This is a genomic window from Pseudomonas brassicacearum, assembly GCF_918698105.1.
Taxonomy (GTDB): domain Bacteria; phylum Pseudomonadota; class Gammaproteobacteria; order Pseudomonadales; family Pseudomonadaceae; genus Aquipseudomonas; species Aquipseudomonas brassicacearum_F.
Map to the genome: position 1 here is coordinate 1 of NZ_CAKKMI010000108.1, position 17,335 is coordinate 17,335.

Genomic DNA, 17,335 nt, shown 5'->3' on the forward strand with positions numbered 1-17,335 from the left:
TACCCGGAGTGGATCCAGCTCTACTCCCTGCCCACCCCCAACGGCGTGAAGGTGTCGATCATGCTCGAAGAGATCGGCCTGCCATACGAGCCCCACAAAGTGGACTTCGCCAGCAACGACCAGTTGTCGCCCGAGTTCCTTTCCTTGAACCCTAACAACAAGATCCCGGCGATTCTCGATCCCCATGGGCCGGGCGACCAGCCGTTGGCGCTGTTCGAGTCGGGGGCGATCCTGATTTACCTGGCGGACAAGAGCGGGCAGTTGCTGGCCCAGGAGTCGGCGGCGCGCTATGAGACGATCCAGTGGCTGATGTTCCAGATGGGCGGGATCGGGCCGATGTTCGGGCAGTTGGGATTCTTCAACAAGTTCGCCGGCAAGGACTACGAGGACAAGCGGCCGCGCGATCGCTACGTCGAGGAAAGCAAGCGCCTGCTCAAGGTGCTCGATGGCCGACTGCAAGGGCGCGACTGGATCATGGGTGAGCGCTACACCATCGCCGATATCGCCACGTTCCCCTGGGTGCGCAACTTGATCGGTTTCTACGAGGCCGGTGATTTGGTCGGTATCCAGAACTTCCCCAATGTGACGCGGGTGCTGGAGCGCTTCCTGGCTCGACCGGCTGTGGCGCGTGGGTTGAAGATTCCGGAATGAGTAACCCGACGACTCGCCGATTCGATTACAAACAACTGGATGTATTCAGCGACGTGCCACTCAAGGGCAATCCGCTGGCGGTGGTGCTGGGGGCCGATGGACTCAGTGATTCGCGCATGGCGGCTTTTGCCAACTGGACCAACCTCAGCGAAACCACGTTCCTGTTGGCGCCGCAGCACCCGGAAGCCGATTACCGGGTGCGTATTTTCACCACCTCGACCGAGTTGCCGTTTGCCGGACATCCGACCCTGGGCAGTTGTCATGCCTGGCTGGAAGCTGGCGGCGTGCCGAAAGGGCGGGAGATCGTGCAGGAATGTGGCGTCGGCCTGGTCAGGATTCGCCGCAGCGATCATGGCTTGGCGTTCCTCGCGCCGCCCTTGCTCAAGTCCGGTCCGCTGGACGTCGAATTGCTGGAGCGGGTGCGCAAGGGGTTGGGGCTCGCAGCCGAGGCGATTGTCGAGGCGCAATGGGTCGATAACGGTGCCGGCTGGCTGGCCTTGATGCTCAAGGATCGCCAACAGGTCCTGACGCTCGAGCCCGATTACCCCCAGTTGCTGGATCTGGCCGTGGGCGTGATTGCACCTTGGGATCGGGCCGTGGATGGCGATGAAGCGCACTTTGAAGTGCGAGGCTTCATCGCCGGTGATGGCATGCCCGAGGATCCTGCCACCGGCAGCCTGAATGCCGGGCTCGCGCAATGGATGCTGGGCAAGGGGCTGGCGCCTTCGTCCTACGTAGTCAGCCAGGGGCTGACGATGGGCCGGGCCGGGCGAATTCATGTCGAGCAGTTGGGGGATGAGGTCTGGATTGGTGGCGCAGTGGTGACGTGCATCAATGGCTCGCTGACCTTGTGAGTGGATTATTGCCCGGTTGGTAATACGCTGTTTTCCAGCTGACGTTTGTGCCCTGGCCGGCCAGGGCATAAGCTTTTACTTCTTGTGATCGACCCCCCATTTCTGCCCAGGAGTCCCATGTCCAGCCAGTTCCCCGAAGCACGTCCACGCCGTCTGCGTCGCAATGCAAGCCTGCGCAGCCTGTTCCAGGAAACCGAATTCACCTTGAACGACCTGGTGCTGCCGATATTCGTCGAAGAAGAAATCGATGATTTTGTGCCGATCAAGAGCATGCCCGGCGTGGCACGCATCCCTGAATCGAAGCTGGCCGGCGAGATCGAGCGCTATGCCCGGGCCGGCATCAAGTCGGTGATGACCTTTGGTGTGTCCCATCACCTGGACAACGACGGCAGCGATACCTGGAGCGAGCGCGGCCTGGTGTCGCGCATGGCCGGGATTTGCAAGGACGCGGTGCCGGAGATGATCGTGATGTCCGACACCTGCTTCTGTGAATACACCGATCATGGTCATTGCGGTGTGCTCCACGGCGATGAAGTGGACAACGACCGGACGTTGGTCAACCTGGGCAAGCAAGCCGTGGCGGCGGCCCGCGCCGGTGCCGATGTGATCGCGCCATCGGCCGCCATGGACGGGCAGGTCCAGGCGATTCGCCGGGCCCTGGATGAAGCCGGCTTCAGCCAGACGGCAATCATGGCTTATTCCACCAAGTTCGCCTCGGCACTTTATGGGCCGTTCCGCGAGGCCGGCGGCAGCGCGTTGAAAGGCGACCGCAAGAGCTACCAGATGAACCCGATGAACCGCCGCGAAGCATTGCGCGAATCCTTGCTCGATGAACAGGAAGGTGCCGATGCGCTGATGGTCAAGCCGGCCGGTGCCTACCTCGATATCATCCGCGACATTCGCCAGGCCTCGAACCTGCCGCTGTCGGCTTATCAGGTCAGCGGCGAATACGCGATGATCAAGTTCGCCGCCCAGGCTGGCGCCATCGACGAAGCCCGCGTGGTACGCGAGAGCCTGGGGGCCATCAAGCGGGCGGGGGCAGACCTGATCTTCACCTACTTTGCCATGGACCTGGCGCTGAGCGGGATCTGATCTCGCACTGCCCCGGAGTTGGCTGTGAGTCCATGTTCACCGCCATTCCTTTGTGGGAGCGAGCTTGCTCGCGATAGCGGTGGGCCAGCTTGCATCAGTGTTGCCCGTGCCGCCGCCTTCGCGAGCAAGCTCGCTCCCACATTGGGCATAGCCCGCATCCGTTTTTGATCGTATGGTTGCTCCGGAACAACAAACCCGATGGAGCACCATGCAATTCAACCGATTGATGATCAGCCTTGCTGCGCTGCTGGCCTTGGCCGGTTGTGGCAGCCGCCAGGCGCAGGAGCCTGAGCGTCAGCCTGCTGAGGTCAAGCGGCAGATCGTGCAGTTGTTGCCGGCCAAGACTGTGGATCGCGAAGGCTGGGCGACTGACATCTACGTGGCCTTTGCGGCCCAGCAGCTTCCTTCTACGACGCAGAACATCTGTGCTGTCCTGGCGGTGACCGAACAGGAGTCGACGTTCCAATCCGACCCGCCCGTGCCGGGGCTGGGCAAGATCGCTCGTCAGGAGATCAACCGCCGTGCGGCGAAGGTGCACATTCCGGAGCTGTTGGTCAGTGGCGCCCTCCAGGTGCGTTCGCCCAACGGCAAAAGCTACAGTGATCGGCTCAATGCGGCGCGTAGCGAGAAAGAACTGAGCGGGATTTTCGATGATTTCATCGGCATGGTGCCGCTGGGCAAGACGCTGTTCGGCGGTTTCAATCCGGTGCACACCGGTGGACCGATGCAGGTCAGCATCGCGTTTGCCCAGGCCAATGCGCGCAATTATCCCTATACGGTGGATGGCTCGATTCGTCGCGAAGTGTTCAGCCGTCGGGGCGGGATGTATTTCGGTATCGCGCATTTATTGGGCTATCCGGTGAGCTACACCGAGCCGTTGTATCGTTTTGCCGATTTCAATGCCGGCTGGTACGCCAGCCGCAACGCGGCTTTCCAGCATGCGGTGAGTGTGGCGTCGGGCATTTCCCTGGCGCTGGACGGCGATCTGATTGCCCATGATTCCATCATGCCGGGCAGCACCGAACTGGCGGTGCGCACGCTGGGCAAATCGTTGGGCATGCGCAACCCGACCATTCGCGATCAATTGGAGCAGGGGGACAGCCTGGCGTTCGAGGACAGCAAGCTCTACAAGCGCGTGTTCGAACTGGCTGACAGGGCCGAGGGTAAGCCGTTGCCACGGGCGGTATTGCCGGGGATCGTGCTCAAGAGCCCGAAGATCACGCGCAAGCTGACCACGGCGTGGTTTGCCAAGCGGGTGGATGAGCGTTATCAGCGATGCATGAAGCGGGCGTCGGGGCGTTAGCCAAGCGTTGAGCATAAAAAGCCCGGCGGATGAGGCCGGGCTTTCAGGGTGGCGGGGTGGGTGCGGCCGCTGCGCGCCCGAGCGGGAGCAAGCTCCCTCGCCACGAGGTGTGTTGCCGATCATTTGTTGCGTTCAAACAACTCATGCGTGGTTTTCGATCAGGCGATCGGAGCCACCCTCGGCGACGTGGTTTTCGATCAGGCGATCGGAGCCACCTTCAGCGACACGACGGTCCAGCAGGCGGTCGGCACCGCCTTCAGCAACGCGGTTTTCGATCAGGCGGTCGGAGCCACCTTCAGCGACACGACGTTCCAGCAGGCGGTCGGCACCGCCTTCAGCAACGCGGTTTTCGATCAGGCGGTCGGAGCCACCTTCAGCGACACGACGTTCCAGCAGGCGGTCGGAGCCACCTTCAGCGACACGACGTTCCAGCAGGCGTTCGGCACCGCCTTCAGCGACGCGGTTTTCCATCAGGCGATCAGAACCGCCTTCGGCGACGACGGGTTGCGAGGAGGCGGCAAATACGTTGGCGGCCAGTACAGAGAAAGCGAGGCTGAGGATGACTTGGCGTTTCATGATGGTGTGCTCCGGGGTGCAGTGGTTTGTGTGGGGCCATTGTTGTCCCGGGCGATCATCAAGAGAACTTCATTGACATGATGGTGAACATCGACGGCAGTGATAGCTCGTGGGCCCGCTACCGGTCAGCTTGATGGAACACTGACGGGCTCACGGGCTCTATCGGCTAACGCTTATGCAGGAGGTACGCTCATGTATCAGTTATTCGGTTGCAGGCAATCCGGTTCTTCGGCGGTGGAGGTTGCCTTATCTCTTTGTGAGGTGGCTTATCGCCAGGTCGATGCCTATTCGACGCAAGACAACGATGCAGCGAAAGAGCTCGAGGCGCTCAATCCCCTGAAGCAGGTGCCGACCCTGCAGTTGCCGGATGGCTCGGTGCTGACCGAAGCGGCGGCGATCCTGATTCACCTCGGGTTGACCTTCCCAGCATCGAAGCTGCTCCCGCAAGACCCGGCCCAGCGTGCGCAAGCCATACGGGGCCTGGTCTACATCGCGGCCAATTGCTACACGCCCATCGGCATTATCGATTTTCCGGAGCGCTGGCTGGATGAGGCAGACGAAGCGACTCGCCAGCGATTGATATCCGGCACGCAGCAACGGCTATATCGCAACTGGGCGCTGTTTGCCGACCAGTTCCCGGCCCGACCTTTCCTAGGCGGTGACGAACCGGGGGCGCTGGATATCCTGGCGGCCGTGATCACGAAGTGGAGAAATACGCGGGAGGCGATGCTGAGCGCTCGTCCAGCGTTCCATGAGTTGCTGGAGCGCATCGACCATCATCCGCGCGTTGCGCCGGTGCTGTCGCTGCATTGGCCTGAGTGAATCAAGGGCACGCTCTGCGTGCAGCCGCTTGCTCAACGAGGCCGACAAGCTGCCGGACATTCTGCTGATGCGCCGTCACCAGTTCGTCGATGCTGGCGCCTGCCGGTGTTTGCAGGCTGCTGCGGCACGTGAGGGGACGGGCGTCGTTGCCCACGTTGCGCAGGCGCCATTGCACATCCATGCGGGCATAGCGGCCAGGGATCGAGTCAAAGCGTTGCACGTCTACCCGCAGCAATGATTTCGGTGCGCCAGGGTTGCTCAGTTGTTCGTCCAGGCTGCTGTGCAGTTCATCCGCCAGGCTGGCGCCCCACCATTCGGTTTCCAGGATCGCCAACCCGCTGTTGCCCTGGCGAATGACCATCTGGGTACGATCCACCTGGGGCGGGACGCTGACCTGTTCTATCTGGATATCTACGCTGGCGCGCGATTGGCCTGCCGGTTGGACCGGGCTCAGGGTGTGATAGTGGATCGGATCGCTGCGGCAGGCGCCGAGCAGCAATGCCACGGCAACCAGGGTGAGTTTCAGCGTCAGTGGCATGGGGCGGGCTCCTGTGATCATTCTTTCACCGGCAATGTGAGGTTCTGCGCCGGTGCGTCCTTGGGACGGCCGCGAAGCAACGATTCGGGATGGCGGCTCAGGTAGTCCGACAGTTCGCGCAGCGAGCGCGACATGCGCCCCAGGTCGTCCAGGGTCTGGGTCAGTTGTTCGCGCTGCGGTGAATCTTCGGCCAGGGTCGAGTTGGCCGATTGCAAGGTCTTGCTGACGTCTTGCAAGGTGCTTTGCACGCCCGGCAGGGTCTTGCTGTTGAACTGGGTCAGGCCTTTGCGCAGTTCCACCAGGTTGCCATCTAGGTTGCCGGCAATGCTCTCCAGGGGCAGTTTGTTGATCCGCTCGATCATCGCCTGCAGTTGTTCCTGCAGTTGCTGGAGACTGCCCGGAATGGTCGGGATACGCACGGGCCGGGCGCTTGGGTCGAAGGCGACTTTTTCCGCCTTGGGGTAGAAATCCAGCGAGATGTACAACTGCCCGGTCAGCAGGTTGCCGCTGCGGGCCTGGGCGCGCAGCCCCCGTTCGACGAAGCTGCCGATCAGGCGGGCGCCGGCGGCTTCGTCGTCTGGATTGTGATTGAGCGACTTGAGCAGTTTTTCATGGGCCTTGCCCAGGCGTTGCGGGTAGATCACCACGCCGACGTTGACCGGAAAGCTGCGCTGTTTCTCATCGAAATCCAGATGAATGGCCACGACCCTGCCGACTTCCACCCCGAGGAACTCCACCGGCGCACCGACGCGCAAGCCGCGCAGTGCCTGATCGAAGCGCAGGGCCAGGTATTGCGCCTTGCCATCGGGCGGGGCGAGAGCGCTCTGCTGGTCGGCAAACAGCTCGTAGGTCTTGTCTTCGCTGGCGGGGACGTCGTTGGGGCTGTACTCCGGCGCCCGAAACGCGATGCCGCCCAGCAGCAGGGCCGAGAGCGATTCGGTCTTGACCGCGAAACCATTGGCACCGACGTTCACGTCCACGCCGCTGACGTTCCAGAACCGGGTGTTTTCGGTGACGTACACATCGTTGGGCGCGTTGACGAACACGTCGATGTTGACGCCTTTGCCCTCGGCATCCAGGGCGTAGGACACCACCTGGCCCACCGGGATCTTGCGCAGGTACACCGGCGAGCCGATGTCCAGCGAACCGAGGTCCTGGGAGTGCAGGGTGAAGCGCTTGCCAGGTTCGCCGTAGGTGATGGGCGGCGGGTTCTCCAGGCCCTTGAAGGACTTGGCACGCACTTTCGACTGGCCGGCGTCGGCGCCGATGAAATCCCCCGACAGCAAGGTGTCGATCCCCGAGATACCGCCGGCCCCGATGCGTGGCCGAACGACCCAGAACACCGAGTCTTGATGAGTGAAGGTGTCGGCTGTCTTGGCGAGCTTGACCGTGGCAGTGACGTTCTTCTGGTCCTCGCTCAGTTGCACGTCGGTGACCTGGCCGATGACCACGTTGCGATACTTCACCTGGGTCTTGTTGGCGGTCAGGCCTTGGCCGGTCTTGAAGGTGATGGTGATGGTCGGGCCTTCCTGGAGCCAGTTGTGGACCACCAGGGAAATGCCCACCAGCACCGCGATGATCGGCACGATCCACACCAGCGACACCGTCCAGCGGCGGGTGGTGACGTGGGCGCGGCCGGGAGCGGGTTGCTGCCCGTCAGTGGCTTGCGACTTCATCCATGACCTCCTCGGATGGTTGAGTGTCCCAGATCAGCCGGGGGTCGAAACTCATGGCCGACAGCATGGTGAACAGCACCACGAGGCCGAAGAACAGGATGCCCGGTCGTGGTTCGATGTCGCTCAATGCCTGGAACTTGACCAGGGCCGCCACCAGGGCCACCACCAGCACATCGAGCATCGACCAGTAGCCGATGACTTCCACCAGCCGATACAGCTTCGCCCGCTGGACTTGGGCCCAGGTGCTGCGCCGCTGTGCGGTCACCAGCAACAGGGTCAGCACCACGAACTTGATGCCAGGCACCGCGATGCTGGCGATGAAGATAATCAGGGCGATGTCCCAGGCGCCGCTTTGCCAGAACTCGATGACGCCGCTGATGATGGTGCTGTCGGCGCCTTCGCCGAGCATCTGGGTATTCATGACCGGCAGCAGGTTGGCCGGGATGTAGAACACCAGCGCGGCGAGCATGTAGGCCCAGGTGCGGGCGATGGCGTCGGGTTTGCGTCGATGCAGGGTGGCGTCGCAGCGGGGACAGGTCTGGGGCTCGTCGGTCATGTCGCAGGCCAGGCCGCAGCCGTGGCACAGGCACAGGTTCAGGTCGCGGGCCTCTGGCGGGGTGTCCAGCGGCTGGCCGTTCACAGGCTGTCCCACAGGTCGCGGACATCGCGCCCGGCAATACGGATCATCAGCAGGCTCAAGGCCGCCAGGGCGAACAGGCCGATGCCCGGGAGCACGTCCAGCAGGCCGGCGAGCTTGATCACTGCCACCAGCGCGCCCAGCAGGCACACCTCCAGCATGCTCCAGGGCCGCAGGGTTTCCAGGCTGCGCATGCACAGGTTGAACCCCGGTGCCCGCTGCTGGAGGTAGGCATGGCCCAGCACCCAGAGCAGGAGCGCCAATTGAAAGGCCGGAGCAATGATGATCGCCACCGCTGTCACCAGGGCGATGAAGGTGATCGGCCCCTGGCTCAGCGCCACGATGGAATCCCATAACGTCGCGCTGTTGCTCAGGCCCTGGAGGCGGATGCTCATGATCGGGTAGATGTTGGCGAAGGCCCACAGCACCGCGGCCGTCACGCTCAAGGCCAGGCGCTGCTCGATGGTCAGGCCGTTGTAGCGCTGGATCACCGCGTGGCAGCGCACGCACGAAGCTTTCTGGTGCGCAGCGAGCACCACCGGCTCGTACACCGCATCGCAATGTTCACAAATGATCAGTCGCTCGGTGTCGGCCATCGGGATGCTCGCAAGAACAACCCCTTCAATATAGAAGTGCCTTGAAAATGAGCAACCCGACCGAACGGATCATTCCCCGCGGATGTATTGCTCCAGTTGTCTGATCAGATCGGCCTGTTCGGCGATGGCTTCCTTGACCAGGTCGCCGATGGACAGCAGGCCGACCAGTTTGCCGTCCTCTACCACAGGCAAATGCCGCAGGTGTTTTTCGGTCATGATGCTCAGGCAGGTCTCGACGTTCTGGTGCGGGTCGATGGTGATCACGGGGGATACCATGATGTCGCGTACTTTCGTGCCGACTGACGAGCGACCGTGCAGGACCATTTTGCGGGCATAGTCGCGCTCGCTGATGATCCCCAACACTTTTTCGTCCTTCACCACCAGCAAGGCACCGACGTTCTTCTCGGCCATGCGCATCAGGGCCTGCAATACCATGTCGTCCGGTGAGATGGTGTGCACTTGCTGGTTCTTCTCATCTTTTAGCCGGAGCAACTGCGCGACGGTTTTCATGGGGGCCTCGGGTGTTGTTTTGCGGGTAGTTCAAGCATCGTAGACCCAGCGGCGCAGAGCAAGCGGTAAAGCGGCGGCCAGTCGTCCAAAAGCGTCATGGCCGGGGGATTTTCCCCAATCCTGTGGCCGGGCGCTGTTGTGGCGAGGGGATAAATCCCCTCGCCACAGGTAGAATCGTCGCCTACGTAGAATTCGAGGTTGCAGCGGTGGATTTACAGCAGGGCTTCGTCCTGACCCGGCATTGGCGCGATACCCCGGCCGGCACCGAAGTCGAATTCTGGCTGGCGACCGACGCCGGTCCCCAGCGCGTGCGCCTCCCAGTGCAAACGTCGGTGGCGTTTGTGCCGCAGATCCAGCGCGGCCAGCTCGAAGCCTTGCTGCAAGGGGAGAAGGAGGTAGAACTACGCCCCCTGGACCTGCTGGATTTCGAGCATCGTCCGGTGCTGGGGCTGTATTGCCGGCAACACGCCCAGTTGATGCGCCTGGATACCACCTTGCGCCGCGCCGGCGTGGAGGTATTCGAAGCGGACATCCGGCCGCCGGAGCGCTACCTGATGGAGCGCTTCATCACCGCCCCGGTCTGGTTTGGCGGTACGCCGGCCGCCGATGGCCTGCTGGTCGACGTCCAGATGAAACCGGCCCCCGAATACCGTCCACCGCTGCGCCTGGTGTCCCTGGACATCGAAACCACCGCCCAGGGCGAACTGTATTCCATCGCCCTGGAAGGCTGTGGCGAGCGCCAGGTCTACATGCTCGGGCCAGCCAATGGCGACGATACCGGCGTGGATTTCCAGCTGGAATATTGCGAATCGCGCACGGTGCTGCTGAAGAAACTCAATGACTGGTTCGCCCGTTTCGACCCTGACGCGATCATTGGCTGGAACCTGGTGCAATTCGACCTGCGGGTGCTGCATGAACACGCCCGGCGCCTGGCCGTGCCGTTGCGCCTGGGACGCGGTGGCGAAGAGATGCAATGGCGCGAGCACGGCGCGCGCAACAATCACTTCTTCGCCTCAGCCGCTGGCCGGTTGATCATCGACGGCATCGAGTCCCTGCGGTCGGCCACCTGGAGTTTTTCGTCGTTCAGCCTGGAAAACGTCGCCCAGACGCTGTTGGGGGAGGGCAAGTCCATCGATAACCCCTACCAGCGCATGGACGAGATCAATCGCATGTTCGCCGAGGACAAGCCGGCCCTGGCCCGCTACAACCTCAAGGACTGTGAACTGGTGACGCGGATCTTCGCCAAGACCGAGCTGCTCAAGTTCCTCTTGGAACGGGCCAGCGTCACCGGCCTGCCGGCGGACCGCAGCGGGGGTTCGGTGGCGGCCTTCACGCACCTGTACATGCCGCTGATGCATCGCCAAGGGTTTGTTGCACCCAACCTGGGCCAGCGCCCGCCCGAGGCCAGCCCGGGTGGGTTTGTCATGGACTCCCAGCCGGGCCTCTACGAGTCGGTGCTGGTGTTGGATTACAAGAGCCTGTATCCATCGATCATCCGCACCTTCCTGATCGACCCCGTGGGCTTGATCGAAGGGTTGCGCCACCCGGATGACCAGGAATCGGTGCCAGGCTTTCGCGGGGCGCGCTTCTCCCGTACCCGCCATTGCCTGCCGGCGATCGTGGCGCGGGTCTCTGAAGGTCGGGAGACCGCCAAGCGCGAGCACAATGCGCCGCTGTCCCAAGCGTTGAAAATCATCATGAACGCCTTTTATGGCGTGCTCGGTTCCAGCGGCTGTCGCTTCTTCGACCCGCGCCTGGCCTCGTCCATCACCCTGCGCGGCCACCAGATCATGCAGCGCACCCGCCAGTTGATCGAAGCCCAGGGGCATGTGGTGATCTACGGCGATACCGATTCCACGTTCGTCTGGCTGCGTCGCGCCCATGGCCAGGAGGAGGCGGCCAGGATCGGTCGCGAGTTGGTGGCGCACGTCAACCAATGGTGGCGTGAGCAGGTGCGTGCCGAATTCGGGTTGGAGAGCGCGCTGGAGTTGCAGTTCGAAACGCATTTCAAGCGTTTTCTCATGCCGACTATCCGCGGCGCCGAGGAGGGCAGCAAGAAACGCTACGCCGGATTGGTAACCCGTGCCGATGGCAGCGACGACATCGTCTACAAGGGCCTGGAAACCGTGCGCACCGATTGGTCGCCGCTGGCCCGGCAGTTCCAGCAGGAGTTGTATGGGCGAATCTTCCATCGCCAGCCCTATCAGGATTATGTGCGCGATTATGTGCAGCAGACCCTGGCCGGTGCGTTCGATGATCGGCTGGTCTATCGCAAGCGTCTGCGTCGGCCGCTGGATGACTACGAACGCAACGTCCCACCCCATGTGCGGGCCGCGCGGCTGGCCGATGAGTTCAACCTGCGCCAGGGCCGTCCGCGGCAATACCAGAATGGCGGCTGGATCAGCTACGTCATCACCGTCGCCGGCCCCGAGCCGCTGGAAATCCGCAGCGCGCCAATCGATTACGACCACTACGTGTCCAAACAGCTACAGCCGGTGGCGGATGCGATCCTGCCGTTTGTGGACGATGATTTCTCGACGTTGGTGGGCGGGCAGATGGGGTTGTTCTAACGACTGTCGTTTGCGAGGCGCCTGACTGCTTTTGTGGCGAGGGAGCTTGCTCCCGCTCGATCGCGCAGCGATCGCAAGGATAATGGGGCCGCTACGCGACCCAGCGGGAGCAAGCTCCCTCGCCACAAAAAGCTTTTGATCTGCGAGGGCTAAACCATCGCCAACCGCTGCTTGCCCTGGGGCTGGGGAAATATCAGGTCGAGGGCTGCCAGGTCCTGCGGCTCAAGCTTGAAGTTGGCCGCTTCGGCATTCAAACGCACATGCTCAGGTTTCACGGCCTTGGGAATGGCAATCACATTGTCCTGGCGCAACAGCCAGGCCAGTGCGATCTGCGCCGGTGTGGCGCGATGGCGTTCGGCGATCTGTCCCAGGGTGTGATCCTTGAGCAGGTGCCCGCCCTGGCCGACCGGGCAGTAGGCCATGACGGGCATGGACTGGCGCTGGCACCAGGGCAGCAGGTCGAATTCGATACCGCGTTCCTGCAGGTTGTACAGCACCTGGTTGGTCGCGCAGGCCGGCGCAGCCAGTTCTTCAAGGTCCGCCACATCGAAGTTCGACACGCCCCAACGGCCGATCTTGCCTTCTTCGCGCAGCCGCTCGAAGGCTTCGACGGTTTCGTCCAGCGGGTACTGTCCGCGCCAGTGCAACAAGTAAAGGTCGATGTAATCGGTGTCGAGCCGCCGCAGACTACGTTCGCAGGCCAGGGGAATGCCTTTGCGACTGGCGTTGTGAGGGTAGACCTTGCTCACCAGGAACACCTGGTCGCGCAGGCCGGTGATCGCTTCGCCAACGACGGTCTCGGCACCGCCTTCGGCATACATCTCCGCCGTGTCGATCAGGCTCATGCCCAATTCGATTCCCAACCGCAGGGCGGCCACTTCTTTCTTGTGATGAGACGGTTCCTCACCCATGCGCCAGGTGCCCTGGCCAATGACCGGTACGGACACACCCGCCAATTCCAGCGTCCTCATGCCTTTCTCCTGTTGTGCTGATTGATCATCCAATGGACAGCAGGATAGTCGCAGGAGCTGACGAAGGCTCGGGCCGCGTTCGGACGATCTTTTGATCCTTCGCTTGAGATTCAAGTGTCAGGGGAAAGATCGCAGCCTCGTTTCACTCGACAGCTCCTACAGGTGTGGTGCTTTTTCTATTTTGCGGAGAACTTCAACACCATGGTCTGGGTGTAGGTCTGGCCCGGATCAAGCCGCGTTGAGGGGAAGTTCGGCTGGTTGGGCGAGTCAGGGTAGTGCTGGGTTTCCAGGGTGAACGCGCCCCAATGTGGGTAGACCTTGCCTTGCTTGCCCTTGACGGTGCCGTCGAGGAAGTTGCTGGTGTAGAACTGCACGCCAGGCTCGGTAGTGTAGAGCTGCAGGCGTCGTCCGGAGTCCGTGTCATAGACCTCGGCGGCCAGTTTGGTCACGTCGCCCTTGGCGTCCAGCGCCCAGTTGAAATCGAAGCCGCCCTGTTTCGGTTCGGCGAATTTGAGTTGTGGGTGATCGGCCTTGATATGGGTGCCGATGGCGGTGGGTTGGGTGAAGTCCATCGGCGTGCCGGCCACGGGGGCCAGTTCGCCGGTGGGAATGAGCTTGCCGGTGACCGGCGTGTAATGGGCCGCGTGCAGGGTCGCGACCTGCTCGAGTATGTCGCCGTTGCCCGCCCCAGCCAGGTTGAAATAGCTGTGGTTGGTCAGGTTCAGCACCGTGGGCTTGTCGGTGGTGGCCTTGTACTCGATGCGCAACTCGTTCTGTTCGTTGAGGCTGTAGGTGACGTCGGTTTTCAGTGCGCCGGGAAAACCCATCTCGCCATCGGGTGACAGGTAGGTCAGGGTGACGCCCACCGAGTCCTTGGCATTATGGGGCTGGGCCTTCCAGACACGCTTGTCGAACCCTTGCGGCCCGCCGTGCAAGGAGTTGCCATGGTCGTTCTGCGGCACTTGGTAACGCTTGCCGTCCAGCTCGAAGGCGCCGTCGGCCAGGCGATTGCCGAAGCGGCCGATGGTCGCGCCGAAATACACGCTGCCGTTCTTCTGGTAACCCTGCACGTCGTCGAAGCCGAGCACGATGTCGGCGGCCTTGCCGTGTTTGTCCGGCACGCTCAATGACTGGAGGATGCCGCCGTAGGTGATGACCGTGGCCTCCATGCCGTGACTGTTGCGCAGCACGAATTTTTCCACCGCCGTGCCGTCGTCGGTCTTGCCGAACGCACCGCGTTCGTTGGTCAGGCCGGCAGCGTGGGAAGCCGAGGTGGCGATCATCAGAGACACTCCGAGGGCCGTGAGCAGTTGTCTGGATTCAAGCATGGTATGACCTTCCTTCCTGTTGTTTTGTTGTTGTTTTGAACGCGGGCGAGTCCGTTGTTGGTCGGACAGCGCTGAAGGTTTTTCTGTTTAGTAGTCTTTCTATTTGATGGGTGAGAAGGGATTTATAGCCATTTATTGGGATTTATCAATTAAAAAGTAAGACTAATTGAATGATGGGGACGTTCCTGGAGACCGAAGGTTTTCTACGGACACTGCACTTTTGCGATTTTTCCCGCTCTATCCATGGCCTGGAAGCGACGACCCCCGTCGCTTCCCCATGCCCAGACCGAGACTCGATGGCCGGTGTTTTTTATTTTGTGACGAGATTGCGCCGTTGCTGCCTGGCATTGTTGGTCGGTGTGTCGATGCTGTTCAGCGGCGGCTGCAGCCATCAGCAGGGGCAGGACATGGTCACGCAGTTCAGCAACACCCGGCCCCAGGAATTCTTGCAGACCAGCGTCGACCGCATGGCCACGTTGTCGATGCACGACAACCTGCAAAGCCTCTATCTGCTGATGAGCAAGCTGTACCTGCGCAACCCCGACGAACTGCGCAAATCCGGCTTTCTCGACGCCCGCACCGCGGAAAAACAAGTGCGCATGGCCATCGAGCAGCAGCAACCCCTGCCGACCCTGGGAGGCAAGAAGGACCTGGCGGCCCTGAGCTATGCCATGAGCCCGGAATTTCTCGGTGATCGGGTCGGAGCGTTCATCTATGCCATCGGCAGCATGCTGGTCACCGCGCACGGCAATCGCCTCGAGTTCTACATGACCGACACCATCGACCCACGTTTTGTCAGCAACGCGGCGCGGAATATCGAAAAAGCCACCTGGCTGCTGAGCCAGCGGCAGAACAAGGACGGCAAGCTCTTGCTGTTTTCCAATGAGATTTCGGAGGAGGGCAGCAACCTGAGTTTCGCCGTGGAGTTCGGAAAAATCGTCGCCCGATTGGACCTGCTCACCCAGATGCTCGACGAACGCTATCGGCGCATTGGCTTGAATTACGCCCAGAGCCTGCTGTTCCTCAACTTCCTGCCGGTTCAGTGAGGTGATGGAAAAGGAATAAAGATAGATCACATCGATATAGGGGGTTATAAGAAAAATCGCTATGCTCGCGGCCAGATTTTTCACGCGGTCGTGCTGAGACGGGTTTAATGGATTTCGGTAATGTCGGTTTAGTCGTTGCAGGCCTGGTGGTCGGTTTCATCGTCGGGATGACCGGCGTCGGCGGTGGTTCGCTGATGACCCCGATCCTGTTGTGGTTTGGTATCAACCCTGCGACGGCGGTGGGTACGGACCTGTTGTACGCGGCCATTACCAAGTCTGGCGGCGTGTTGGTGCATGCCAAAAACCGCAACATCGACTGGGCGATCACCGGCTGGCTGACGTTGGGCAGCGTGCCGGCGGTGGGCTTGACCCTGTGGTTCCTCAGCAGCCTGCACAGCTCTCCCGACGCCATGAACGCGGTGATCAAGCAAGCCCTGGGCTTTGTGTTGTTCGCCACCGCCCTGGCGATCCTGTTCAAGAAGCGCCTGCTTCAATTCGCCCACGACCGCGCTGGCGGCCACTACAACCCCTCCGGTTCGCGACTCAATGTGCTGACGGTCATCACTGGCCTCGTGCTGGGTGCCATGGTGGCCTTGACCTCCATCGGCGCTGGCGCCCTGGGCACTGTCGCGCTGTTCATCCTCTACCCGTTCCTGGTCACCAAGCGCCTGGTGGGCACCGAGATCGCCCACGCCGTGCCGCTGACCCTGGTGGCTGGCCTGGGCCATGCAAGCATGGGCAACATGGACTGGCACATCCTGGGTTTCCTGTTGATCGGTTCGTTGCCGGGGATCTACCTGGGCAGTCATTTGTCGGGACGCATCTCCGACGAACTGCTGCGCCCGTGCCTGGCGGTGATGCTGGCGATGATCGGGTTCAAGCTGGCGTTCTAGAACGCTCACCTCAAGTCCAATAGTGTGGGAGCGAGCTTGCTCGCGATAACGGTGTGTCAGTCGACTCGATGTTGGGCGTCATGACGCTATCGCGAGCAGGCTCGCTCCCACAATTAGTCTCTCCCGACTTCAAGCGCTCTCCTTGCGGTTGCGCAATGACCCCCCTGGCCTAAGCTTCAAGTCAGGCAGGCGCAGTATTGAGCGACTCTCGCGGAACAATCGCCGCCCTGTGCAATCAGTACAGCGTAAATATCAAAAGGAGAGGCGCATGCTCATTCGGTCGTTGACCTTCGCTACCTTGCTGGCCATCGCCGGCCCGCTGTTCGCTGCCGATGGTGATTCGCCCCTGTTGGCGGACGCAGGCAAGTCACGTCCCCTTGTCGTCATCGCGCCCAGTACGGTCGACCCTGCCTGGGTGAGCTTGAAAAAAGCCCTGGATGAGCCGGCAGGCAAGCAGGGCTTTTCCGAGCGCAACATGGTGCTCTATACCGTGCTCAATACCATTGGGCAGCGCGATGGCAAGGACCTGGATCCGCAAAGCACCATGGCGTTGATTCGTTCTCTAAAGCTGGGAGCCGGAGCACAGACCAAGATCATCCTGGTGGGCAAGGACGGGGAAAAGAAGCTTGAGCATTCCGGGGCGATCGAACTCAAAGACCTCTTCGATGCCGTCGATAAACTGCCTGCGGCAGAGAAAGAAGCCACACCTCCAGCCCCACCACCCGCGCCAGAGCCTGCACCGACCAAGGATGCGAAAGGCACCAAGCCTGGCAAGGCAGCCAAGCCGGCGGCGGCGCCGAAGCCGCTGGATGATTGACTCCGGCTAGCGCCGAGGCCGCTTTTGTGGCGAGGGAGCTTGCTCCCACTGGGTCGCGAAGCGGCCCCCAGATTTGTCAGGCGCTGACCCATGGGGAAAGTTTAGGGCTGCTACGCAGCCCAGCGGGAGCAAGCTCCCTCGCCACAGGGACTTCGTCGCCTATTGGTCTCCCAACGCCATCAAGATCCGATGCGCGGCCTTCACCCGTTCCTCGACCGGGTAGTTCCTGTTGGCAAGCATCACGATCCCCATGTCCTTTCCAGGCACGAACGCCGCGTACGCGCCGAAACCGTTGGTAGACCCTGACTTGTTGACCCAGGCGCCGTCCGGCGCCGGGCGGGGCGGGTTGAGAGGCTCGACTTTTTGTGGGGTCAGGGCCATTTGCGGCGTGTTGCCAGCGAGCAAGTCATCCAAAGTGAACGGGGCAGGGTAGAACTCCCAGCCCAGCCCCTGAC

Annotated in this window: 18 protein-coding genes; 9 read left to right on the forward strand and 9 right to left on the reverse strand. The window is 61.8% G+C overall.

All coding sequences use genetic code 11. The features are described 5' to 3' along the window. From LQ215_RS27240 to LQ215_RS27255, 4 genes are all read left to right on the forward strand, one after another. Nucleotides 1-651 (forward strand): glutathione binding-like protein (locus tag LQ215_RS27240; protein ID WP_230153386.1); only part of this gene is annotated, 651 nt, incomplete at its 5' end. Then, nucleotides 648-1,505, forward strand: coding sequence for a PhzF family phenazine biosynthesis protein (locus LQ215_RS27245; RefSeq protein WP_230153387.1), 858 nt, complete (start codon nucleotides 648-650; stop codon nucleotides 1,503-1,505). The genes LQ215_RS27240 and LQ215_RS27245, both read left to right, overlap by 4 nt. 117 nt (nucleotides 1,506-1,622) lie before the next feature. Next, nucleotides 1,623-2,597 carry a porphobilinogen synthase gene (gene hemB, locus LQ215_RS27250; protein ID WP_230153388.1) on the forward strand — a complete coding sequence of 325 codons (975 nt, stop codon included), beginning with the start codon at nucleotides 1,623-1,625 and terminating at the stop codon, nucleotides 2,595-2,597. 208 nt (nucleotides 2,598-2,805) lie between these two features. After that, nucleotides 2,806-3,900, forward strand: a complete 1,095-nt coding sequence (locus LQ215_RS27255) for a DUF1615 domain-containing protein (protein WP_230153389.1) — start codon at nucleotides 2,806-2,808, stop codon at nucleotides 3,898-3,900. Between the two features lie 141 nt (nucleotides 3,901-4,041). On the opposite strand, the gene LQ215_RS27260 is transcribed toward LQ215_RS27255, so the two are convergent. After that, nucleotides 4,042-4,476 (reverse strand): phage infection protein, encoded by a 435-nt coding sequence (locus LQ215_RS27260; protein WP_230153390.1) that lies wholly within the window; start codon nucleotides 4,474-4,476, stop codon nucleotides 4,042-4,044. A 192-nt stretch (nucleotides 4,477-4,668) separates the two neighbouring features. Here LQ215_RS27260 and LQ215_RS27265 point away from each other — a divergent pair, with 192 nt between their 5' ends. Beyond that, nucleotides 4,669-5,298, forward strand: coding sequence for a glutathione S-transferase family protein (locus LQ215_RS27265; protein ID WP_230153391.1), 630 nt, complete (start codon nucleotides 4,669-4,671; stop codon nucleotides 5,296-5,298). A 1-nt stretch (nucleotide 5,299) separates the two neighbouring features. Here the strand turns inward: LQ215_RS27265 and LQ215_RS27270 are convergent, their stop codons facing one another. From LQ215_RS27270 to LQ215_RS27290, 5 genes are all read right to left on the reverse strand, one after another. After that, on the reverse strand, nucleotides 5,300-5,836 hold the full coding sequence (locus LQ215_RS27270; RefSeq protein WP_230153392.1) for a PqiC family protein: 537 nt from the start codon (nucleotides 5,834-5,836) through the stop codon (nucleotides 5,300-5,302). Between the two features lie 17 nt (nucleotides 5,837-5,853). After that, nucleotides 5,854-7,512: an intermembrane transport protein PqiB gene (locus tag LQ215_RS27275; RefSeq protein ID WP_230153393.1), complete on the reverse strand. Its 1,659-nt coding sequence runs from the start codon at nucleotides 7,510-7,512 to the stop codon at nucleotides 5,854-5,856. Then, the gene (locus LQ215_RS27280) at nucleotides 7,493-8,137 is read right to left on the reverse strand and encodes a paraquat-inducible protein A (RefSeq protein WP_230153403.1); all 645 of its coding nucleotides are present in this window, start codon (nucleotides 8,135-8,137) and stop codon (nucleotides 7,493-7,495) included. The genes LQ215_RS27275 and LQ215_RS27280 overlap by 20 nt, the downstream gene beginning before the upstream one ends. An 11-nt stretch (nucleotides 8,138-8,148) precedes the next feature. Beyond that, a complete protein-coding gene (locus LQ215_RS27285) occupies nucleotides 8,149-8,745 on the reverse strand; it encodes a paraquat-inducible protein A (protein WP_230153394.1) in 597 nt (198 codons plus the stop codon). Between the two features lie 69 nt (nucleotides 8,746-8,814). Further along, nucleotides 8,815-9,255 carry a CBS domain-containing protein gene (locus LQ215_RS27290; RefSeq protein WP_230153395.1) on the reverse strand — a complete coding sequence of 147 codons (441 nt, stop codon included), beginning with the start codon at nucleotides 9,253-9,255 and terminating at the stop codon, nucleotides 8,815-8,817. Between the two features lie 206 nt (nucleotides 9,256-9,461). Here LQ215_RS27290 and LQ215_RS27295 point away from each other — a divergent pair, with 206 nt between their 5' ends. Next, entirely contained in the window at nucleotides 9,462-11,825 is a 2,364-nt protein-coding gene (locus LQ215_RS27295) for a DNA polymerase II (protein ID WP_230153396.1), read from the forward strand. A gap of 149 nt (nucleotides 11,826-11,974) precedes the next feature. Here the strand turns inward: LQ215_RS27295 and LQ215_RS27300 are convergent, their stop codons facing one another. Further along, entirely contained in the window at nucleotides 11,975-12,796 is an 822-nt protein-coding gene (locus LQ215_RS27300) for an aldo/keto reductase (protein ID WP_230153397.1), read from the reverse strand. A gap of 176 nt (nucleotides 12,797-12,972) precedes the next feature. Then, the gene (locus LQ215_RS27305; protein ID WP_230153398.1) at nucleotides 12,973-14,124 is read right to left on the reverse strand and encodes an aldose epimerase family protein; all 1,152 of its coding nucleotides are present in this window, start codon (nucleotides 14,122-14,124) and stop codon (nucleotides 12,973-12,975) included. Between the two features lie 296 nt (nucleotides 14,125-14,420). Here LQ215_RS27305 and LQ215_RS27310 point away from each other — a divergent pair, with 296 nt between their 5' ends. The 3 genes from LQ215_RS27310 to LQ215_RS27320 all read left to right on the forward strand — a co-directional run bounded on the left by LQ215_RS27310 (nucleotide 14,421) and on the right by LQ215_RS27320 (nucleotide 16,880). Then, nucleotides 14,421-15,170 carry a hypothetical protein gene (locus tag LQ215_RS27310; RefSeq protein WP_230153399.1) on the forward strand — a complete coding sequence of 250 codons (750 nt, stop codon included), beginning with the start codon at nucleotides 14,421-14,423 and terminating at the stop codon, nucleotides 15,168-15,170. 107 nt (nucleotides 15,171-15,277) lie between these two features. After that, entirely contained in the window at nucleotides 15,278-16,063 is a 786-nt protein-coding gene (locus LQ215_RS27315; RefSeq protein ID WP_230153400.1) for a sulfite exporter TauE/SafE family protein, read from the forward strand. A gap of 268 nt (nucleotides 16,064-16,331) precedes the next feature. Then, nucleotides 16,332-16,880, forward strand: a complete 549-nt coding sequence (locus LQ215_RS27320; RefSeq protein ID WP_230153401.1) for a DUF4174 domain-containing protein — start codon at nucleotides 16,332-16,334, stop codon at nucleotides 16,878-16,880. A gap of 159 nt (nucleotides 16,881-17,039) precedes the next feature. Here LQ215_RS27320 and LQ215_RS27325 read toward each other — a convergent pair. Further along, nucleotides 17,040-17,335, reverse strand: a 296-nt coding sequence (locus LQ215_RS27325; protein WP_230153402.1) for a serine hydrolase, incomplete at its 5' end; no start/stop codon positions are given.

Bases quoted from the DNA above. Each gene is read 5' to 3' on its own strand.
- LQ215_RS27245 (WP_230153387.1), top strand. From the start codon at position 648: ATGAGTAACCCGACGACTCGCCGATTCGATTACAAACAACTGGATGTA.
- hemB (WP_230153388.1), top strand. From the start codon at position 1,623: ATGTCCAGCCAGTTCCCCGAAGCACGTCCACGCCGTCTGCGTCGCAAT.
- LQ215_RS27255 (WP_230153389.1), top strand. From the start codon at position 2,806: ATGCAATTCAACCGATTGATGATCAGCCTTGCTGCGCTGCTGGCCTTG.
- LQ215_RS27260 (WP_230153390.1), bottom strand. From the start codon at position 4,476: ATGAAACGCCAAGTCATCCTCAGCCTCGCTTTCTCTGTACTGGCCGCC.
- LQ215_RS27265 (WP_230153391.1), top strand. From the start codon at position 4,669: ATGTATCAGTTATTCGGTTGCAGGCAATCCGGTTCTTCGGCGGTGGAG.
- LQ215_RS27270 (WP_230153392.1), bottom strand. From the start codon at position 5,836: ATGCCACTGACGCTGAAACTCACCCTGGTTGCCGTGGCATTGCTGCTC.
- LQ215_RS27275 (WP_230153393.1), bottom strand. From the start codon at position 7,512: ATGAAGTCGCAAGCCACTGACGGGCAGCAACCCGCTCCCGGCCGCGCC.
- LQ215_RS27285 (WP_230153394.1), bottom strand. From the start codon at position 8,745: ATGGCCGACACCGAGCGACTGATCATTTGTGAACATTGCGATGCGGTG.
- LQ215_RS27290 (WP_230153395.1), bottom strand. From the start codon at position 9,255: ATGAAAACCGTCGCGCAGTTGCTCCGGCTAAAAGATGAGAAGAACCAG.
- LQ215_RS27300 (WP_230153397.1), bottom strand. From the start codon at position 12,796: ATGAGGACGCTGGAATTGGCGGGTGTGTCCGTACCGGTCATTGGCCAG.
- LQ215_RS27305 (WP_230153398.1), bottom strand. From the start codon at position 14,124: ATGCTTGAATCCAGACAACTGCTCACGGCCCTCGGAGTGTCTCTGATG.
- LQ215_RS27310 (WP_230153399.1), top strand. From the start codon at position 14,421: ATGGCCGGTGTTTTTTATTTTGTGACGAGATTGCGCCGTTGCTGCCTG.
- LQ215_RS27315 (WP_230153400.1), top strand. From the start codon at position 15,278: ATGGATTTCGGTAATGTCGGTTTAGTCGTTGCAGGCCTGGTGGTCGGT.
- LQ215_RS27320 (WP_230153401.1), top strand. From the start codon at position 16,332: ATGCTCATTCGGTCGTTGACCTTCGCTACCTTGCTGGCCATCGCCGGC.